Source organism: Brachyspira innocens ATCC 29796, assembly GCF_000384655.1.
GTDB classification, from domain to species: Bacteria; Spirochaetota; Brachyspiria; order Brachyspirales; family Brachyspiraceae; genus Brachyspira; species Brachyspira innocens.
Genome location: NZ_ARQI01000125.1, coordinates 81,921 through 88,653, shown reverse-complemented (window position 1 = coordinate 88,653; position 6,733 = coordinate 81,921). Strand labels below are relative to the sequence as shown.

Annotated in this window: 7 protein-coding genes; 4 read left to right on the top strand and 3 right to left on the bottom strand. The window is 28.7% G+C overall.

Features of this window, described 5'->3' with window-relative positions; translation table 11 throughout:
- The coding region (locus F811_RS0112535) for a DUF4145 domain-containing protein (RefSeq protein ID WP_020004377.1) at nt 1-214 on the top strand (214 nt) is incomplete at its 5' end.
- 80 nt (nt 215-294) lie between these two features.
- The gene (gene thpR / locus F811_RS0112530; RefSeq protein WP_020005582.1) at nt 295-837 is read left to right on the top strand and encodes an RNA 2',3'-cyclic phosphodiesterase; all 543 of its coding nucleotides are present in this window, start codon (nt 295-297) and stop codon (nt 835-837) included.
- Nucleotides 838-878: 41 nt separating this feature from the next.
- Here thpR and F811_RS0112525 read toward each other — a convergent pair whose 3' ends face one another.
- Complete coding sequence (locus F811_RS0112525; RefSeq protein WP_020005581.1) at nt 879-1,415, bottom strand: flavin reductase family protein; 537 nt, start codon at nt 1,413-1,415, stop codon at nt 879-881.
- 271 nt (nt 1,416-1,686) lie between these two features.
- Between F811_RS0112525 and F811_RS0112520 the strand changes: the two genes are divergently transcribed.
- On the top strand, nt 1,687-3,879 hold the full coding sequence (locus F811_RS0112520) for an alpha-galactosidase (protein WP_020005580.1): 2,193 nt from the start codon (nt 1,687-1,689) through the stop codon (nt 3,877-3,879).
- Nucleotides 3,880-3,988: 109 nt separating this feature from the next.
- Nucleotides 3,989-4,747 (top strand): MBL fold metallo-hydrolase, encoded by a 759-nt coding sequence (locus F811_RS0112515; RefSeq protein ID WP_020005579.1) that lies wholly within the window; start codon nt 3,989-3,991, stop codon nt 4,745-4,747.
- Nucleotides 4,748-4,820: 73 nt separating this feature from the next.
- Here the strand turns inward: F811_RS0112515 and fucO are convergent, their stop codons facing one another.
- Together fucO and F811_RS0112505 are read right to left on the bottom strand one after the other, a co-directional pair.
- The gene (fucO, locus tag F811_RS0112510; protein WP_020005578.1) at nt 4,821-5,969 is read right to left on the bottom strand and encodes a lactaldehyde reductase; all 1,149 of its coding nucleotides are present in this window, start codon (nt 5,967-5,969) and stop codon (nt 4,821-4,823) included.
- 73 nt (nt 5,970-6,042) lie between these two features.
- Nucleotides 6,043-6,711 carry an L-fuculose-phosphate aldolase gene (locus F811_RS0112505; RefSeq protein WP_020005577.1) on the bottom strand — a complete coding sequence of 223 codons (669 nt, stop codon included), beginning with the start codon at nt 6,709-6,711 and terminating at the stop codon, nt 6,043-6,045.
- Between the last annotated feature and the right edge of the window lie 22 nt (nt 6,712-6,733).

Here is a 6,733-nt window from a genome sequence, read left to right as displayed (position 1 = left end):
TACATTCAAAAACTATATAGATTATTTATACAATGAAGGTATCATACATAAAAAACAAAAGGGGCTTATAGATAAAGTTAGAGAAATAGGAAATGAAGCTAATCATGAAATTAAATCTGTATCTGAAGAAGATGCTCAATATATATTTAAATTAATTGAGCATCTATTGTTAAATAATTATGAATTTATAGATAATGATAACTCCACAAATTAAACTCATATTTAATATTATGCAATTAATTATATGAATATATTAGTTGTTTTTTGACTCGTTTTTTGTTGGGGTTATCAAGTATGAGAGCATTTTTAGCATTAAACCTAAACGAAGAGATAAAAAATAAATATTCTAATATTTTCAAAATAGATGAAAAAATAGCAGAATTAAAAAAAGTATCAAAAAATAAAATGCATATAACATTAGTATTTTTTGATAATATAAAAGAGGAACAAATAGAGTTAATAAAAAAAGAAGTGATAAACTCCTCACCTGCTCCATTTAATATAAACTTTGAAAACATTTCTTACTTCACAAATAAATTCAAAGATATAAATGTAATATTTGTAAAAGCAGTTAGTGAAGAATTAGAAAAATATGTGAAAGTATTGAGAGATAATTTAAACAATAATATAGAAAATCTTAAATACGATAAAAAAGATTTTAAATCTCATATAACATTAGCAAGAGTAAAAAGAGTATATGACAATGAAAAATTAAAAGAAAAAATTGAAGAAGTTAATAATTCATATTTTAGTAAATTATCATTTAAAGCTAATTCAATAACATTATATTCAAGTGATTTTGTAAATTATACAGAACTTTTTACTATAGATTTTTAAATATAATTTTTATTGTCATATACTAAAAAATTAAACTATAATTACTCTATAATATAGCTGTCAACTATCTCTCCGTAATATGCTATATGGAAATCTTTGTTTGGTCCTGATGCACTGCTTTCAACATCTTGAGGATAAAATTTCTTTCTTATGTCTTCTGGTATTTTATTTGAATCCTGTAACTGTTTATAAATAACTTTGCATTCAAGAGTTAAAGGAAGTTCTTTTATTGCTGGAACAGAAACAATATTTGAATCTTCTAAAGTTAAATTAAGTTCTTTTATTTTGTCAATATCTCTTCCAGATTTTGTACCGCATACTTTTATAATATTTCTATCAGATTTATCCATGGCAATATTAACCGTAAACTCTGGATTTTCATCAAGCATAGTTCTTGTAAATCTATTCTCTCTTATAAGAATCATAAATATATTTTTATTCCACTCTACTCCCAAAGTTCCCCAGCCTATAGACATGCTGTTCACTTTTCCGTTTGATTTGGTTGTTATGAGAATTCCTCTTCTCATTTCTTTTAAAATATAATTAGCATAGTCCAAAACATCAATTTTCTTTTTCATTTTATTGCACTCCTTAAAAATACTTATTATTTATAATAAATTAAAAATAAAAAAATTGTCAGTAAATACAATATAAAAATTAATAATTTTTTAACAAAATGTATAAATTACATATAAAAACTGTAATCGATTACTATTTTTTTAGTTTTTTTGATAATAAAATCAATAAATTTTATATTTTTCATCAAATACTATTGAAAACTATTATAATTATTTATATTATTTATCTTAAAGTTAATAAGATTTTATAAATATTTTTAGGAGAGAAAAAATGATTACTCTAATTGAAAATAATAAAAATAGAAAACTTTTCTTTTTGAATACTGTTTCATCAAGTTTAGTTATTATGGTGCATGAAGATAATTATGTATTTTTACCTTACTTTGGGTCAAAGATAGAAGCTTCAGATATAGACTATATTATAGACGGAATTACAGAAGCCAACTACATGGCTGATACTGATAATAAGAAGAAATTTCAATTAGAACTTATACCTCAAATATACCCTTCATACGGCTATACAGATTTAAAAGAGCCAGCTTTTCATTTTGTTCATAAAGACGGCTCAAGAATTACAGATTTACGTTATAAATCTCATAATATATATAAAACAAAGAAAAAATTAAACGGACTTCCAACTGTACTATCAAATGATGACAGCGAAGTTTTGGAATTAACATTATTCGATGAATTAAAAAAAGTAGAAGTTATAATTACATTGGCAGTATTTGAAAAACACAATGCTTTTACAAAATCAGTAAAAGTTATAAATAAAAATCCTTCTGATGATTTATATATAGAAAAAATAATGTCTGCAAATATTGATATTCAGGAAAGTAACTTCGAGCTTATTCATTTAGCAGGAGCTTGGGCAAGAGAATGCCATATAAAAAGAAGACGATTAGAGCAGGGAATGCAGTCTATAGGAAGTATAAGAGGAGCTTCAGGACATGGACAAAATCCATTTGCAGCTTTAATATCTCCTAATACAGATGAAAATAACGGTGAAGTTTTCGCTATGAATTTTGTATACAGCGGAAACTTTATAATAAGTGCTGAAGCAGACATGCATTTAAATACCAGATTTCAAATGGGAATAAACGACTTTGACTTCGGCTGGACATTAATGCCTAATGAAGAGTTCCAAACTCCAGAAGCAGTTTTAATATATACTAATAAAGGTTTGGGAGATATGTCAAGAACTTTTCATAAATTATATCAGGATTGTTTGATGTCAAATAAATATGCTTATAAAGAACGTCCTATTTTAATTAACAGCTGGGAATCTAATTATTTTGATTTTAATAAAGAAAGTCTATTAAAACTAGCAGAAGAAGGTAAAAACATAGGGGCAGAATTATTTGTATTAGATGACGGCTGGTTTGGAAAAAGAAATGATGATAAAACCTCTCTAGGCGATTGGACACCTAATGAACAAAAACTAGGCGGAAGTTTATCAAGTTTGATAGATGATGTAAATAAAAAAGGCATTAGCTTTGGATTATGGGTTGAGCCAGAAATGGTATCTCCAGACAGTGACTTATTTAGAAAGCACCCAGAATGGGCTATTCAAGTAAAGGGAAGAAAAATAGAGACTTCAAGACATCAATATGTTTTGGATTTGAGCAATCCGGAAGTATGCGATTATATAATAAACTTTATGACTGAACTTCTTTCTAAAAATAATATTACATATATAAAATGGGATATGAACAGAAATATTACTAACTTGGGTTCATCTTATTTAAAACCAGAAAGACAAAAAGAACAAGCCCACAGATATATGCTAGGTCTTTACAGAGTACTAGATAATATAGTCAATGCTTTTCCTAATGTACTTTTTGAAAGCTGTGCAGGAGGAGGCGGAAGATGCGATGCTGGTATGCTTTATTATATGCCTCAAGTTTGGACTAGCGATGATACAGATGCTATAGAAAGGCTTGCTATACAGTATGGTGCTTCTTTGGTGTATCCTTCTATATCATTGGCTTGTCATATATCAGATATTCCTAATCATCAAACCAGAAGAAAAGAGAGAATAGAAACTAGAGCTAATGTTGCTATGTGGGGAAATTTGGGACTTGAACTTAATTTAAATAAAATAAGTGAAGAAGATAAAAAAGTTATAACTCAAAAATTAGAAATATATAAGAGTATAAGAAGTACTGTTCAGTTTGGAAGTATTTACCGTTTGAAAGGATTAAATGCTCAAAATGAATATGCTTGGATGCACAAAAGTATTGATGAAGAGACTATAGTTGTAAATTATGTGCAGATATGTGTAATACCTAATTTAGTAACTAAACGTTTGCGTTTGGAGGCTTTGGATTCAAATGCAAAATATAAAGTAAATGATTCTGAAAAACTTTATACTGGTAGCGAATTAATGAATATAGGTCTTATGCTTGGTGAAATATTAGAAGATGCTTTCGCTATTCAATGGATTATAAAAAAGATTAATTAAAAAAGTTATATATAAAAAAGCACCTCTGTTTATTAAAAAATAATAACTTGATATTAAGAATAAAAACTATATAATATCAATATATAATAATAAATGGAGGTGCAAATTTATGTTAATAACTTTTTTGGGTACTGGCACTTCTGACGGCGTACCAATGATAGGATGCAAATGTAAAGTATGCAGAAGTAAAGATAAGAGAGATAAAAGAACACGCTCATCTATACTTATACAGCATAATAATAAAAACTATATAGTTGATACTTCAGCAGATTTCAGACAGCAAATGCTAAGAGAAAAAATCGGAAGTCTTAATGCAGTATTTTATACGCATGCACATGCTGACCATACTTCTGGAATAGTAGATTTAAGATCATTAAACTTTATAATGCATACTTCTATAGACTGCTACGGCAATAAAGATACTATGAATACGCTTAGAGAAAAGTACGACTATTTTTTTAATCCAGTTCAAATTGGAGGCGGACTTCCTCAAGTGGTATTTCATCATATAGAAAAAGAGATGTTTTTTGATGATATAAAAGTTACTCCAATAGCTGTAAAACATGGCATTTTAAATATATTAGGATACAGATTCAACAATTTTACTTATATAACTGATGCTAGCAGTATAAGCGAAGAAAGTTTAAAGCTTATAGAAGGAACTGAAATTCTAGTTTTAAATGGCTTAAGATACAGACCTCATCATACCCATTTATCATTACAGGAATCTGTAAATATAGCAGATAAACTTGGAGTAAAAAAAGCATATTTTACACATATGACGCATGATGTTTTGCATAGACATTTGGAAAGAGAACTTCCTTCAAATATGCATCCTGCCTATGACGGACTCAAAATAGAAATTTAATAAAAATATAAAAGGCTGAAACTTCTATAAAAAGCTTCAGCCCCAAATAATATTAAGAATATATAATTAATTATTAATAAGCTTTCTTATATAAAGCTAGTATATCATCTAATGTTACATCTCTAGGATTTCCGCCTGTACATACATCAGCTAAAGCGTCTTTTGCAAGTCTAGGCAAATCTTCTTCTTTAATTTTTAATTCTCTTAAATTAGCAGGGATATTAACATCTTTAGAAAGTTTTCTAACAGCTTCAACAGCGAGTTTAGCAGCTTCTTCTTTGCTTAATCCGTCAACTTTTTCACCCATTGCAACAGCTATATCAACATACTTATCTATACAAACAGGCATATTGAATTCCATAACTATTGGAAGAAGTACAGCATTAGCAACACCATGAGGTATATCAAATATAGCTCCAAGAGGGTGAGCCATAGAGTGAACAATACCAAGACCAACATTACTGAATCCCATACCAGCAACATACTGAGCAATACTCATACCGTCCATATCAGTCATGTTTTTATCTTTAACAGCCCCTCTTAAATGTTTAGATATAAGCTGCATAGCTTTATATTCAAACATATCAGAAATAGTATGAGCTGCTTTAGTGATATAACCTTCAATAGCATGAGTTAAAGCGTCCATACCAGTAGCAGCAACAAGACTGTTAGGCATAGAAGCCATAAGTTCAGCATCTACAAAAGCAGCTATAGGTATATCTTTAGGGTCAACACAAACCATTTTTCTATTTTCTTCTTCATTGATGATTACATAGTTAATAGTAACTTCAGCAGCAGTACCGCAAGTAGTAGGAAGAGCCATAATAGGTACGCTTTTATTTTTTGTAGCTGCTACTCCTTCAAGAGATTTAACATCAGCAAAATCAGGATTATTTTTAGTAATACCTATAGCTTTAGCAACATCCATTACTGAACCGCCTCCAACAGCAATTAAAAAGTCAGCTCCAGATTCATTAAATTTTGCTAAGCCGTCTTTACAGTTTTTGATAGTAGGATTTTGCTTAATATCTAAAAATACATCATAAGAAATATTAGCAGCATCTAAAACATCTTTTACTTTTTTAAGAACACCGCAGGAATCTAAAACTTTATCACTAACTAAAAGTGCCTTTTTAAATCCTCTTGCTTTAATTTCATTAGCAAGTTCACTTCTTATGCCTACGCCAAAATAACTTGTTTCATTTAAAATATATCTAGCCATAACACTCTCCTATTATTTTTTATTTTTTATAATTATTCTTCTTTTTTATTTTTTATAATTAAGAAGATTTAATTTACTTTTTATTTTTATGTTTTACATTAAGTCCGTAATTTTTAAATTTTTCTAAAACAACTTCCATTTCACTGTCCGGCAAAATAGAAAAATCACCTATGCCCCTTACTCCAATATATAATCTAGCTAAGTTTTCAACTTCCATCATAACATGATATGCCTTTTCCAAAGTTTCATCAGCAGCTACCAAACCATGATTTTTTAATATACAAGCCTTATAACCTTTCATAGCTTCAGATATATTATCGCATAGCTCCTGAGTACCATAAGTAGCATATTTAGCACAAGGTATTTTATTTCCGCCTGCAACTCCAACCATATAATGAATTGCTGGTATATAATCTACATTTAAAATTGAAACTGTAGATGAATATATAGCATGATTGTGTATTACAGCATTGAAATTAGGATTATCTTTAAGAATCGATAAATGAAATCTCCATTCGCTTGAAGGAATTTTATCCTTTTCAGGTTTTCCGTCATCATCAACAAAAACAATATCATCAGGAGTCATAATCTCATAAGGCATACCAGATGGGGTAATAAGCATTCCGTTTTTAAATCTTATACTTATATTTCCAGCTGTACCCTGATTAACTCCGTCTCTTCTCATGCTCAAACAAGCATCTATTATCTTTTTAGATAAATCTTTTCTATCAGAACTAGACATTTTTTCTCCTTAAATTAAAATA

Coding starts and splice junctions, on each gene's coding strand:
- thpR (WP_020005582.1), top strand. CDS start 295: ATGAGAGCATTTTTAGCATTAAACCTAAACGAAGAGATAAAAAATAAA.
- F811_RS0112525 (WP_020005581.1), bottom strand. CDS start 1,415: ATGAAAAAGAAAATTGATGTTTTGGACTATGCTAATTATATTTTAAAA.
- F811_RS0112520 (WP_020005580.1), top strand. CDS start 1,687: ATGATTACTCTAATTGAAAATAATAAAAATAGAAAACTTTTCTTTTTG.
- F811_RS0112515 (WP_020005579.1), top strand. CDS start 3,989: ATGTTAATAACTTTTTTGGGTACTGGCACTTCTGACGGCGTACCAATG.
- fucO (WP_020005578.1), bottom strand. CDS start 5,969: ATGGCTAGATATATTTTAAATGAAACAAGTTATTTTGGCGTAGGCATA.
- F811_RS0112505 (WP_020005577.1), bottom strand. CDS start 6,711: ATGTCTAGTTCTGATAGAAAAGATTTATCTAAAAAGATAATAGATGCT.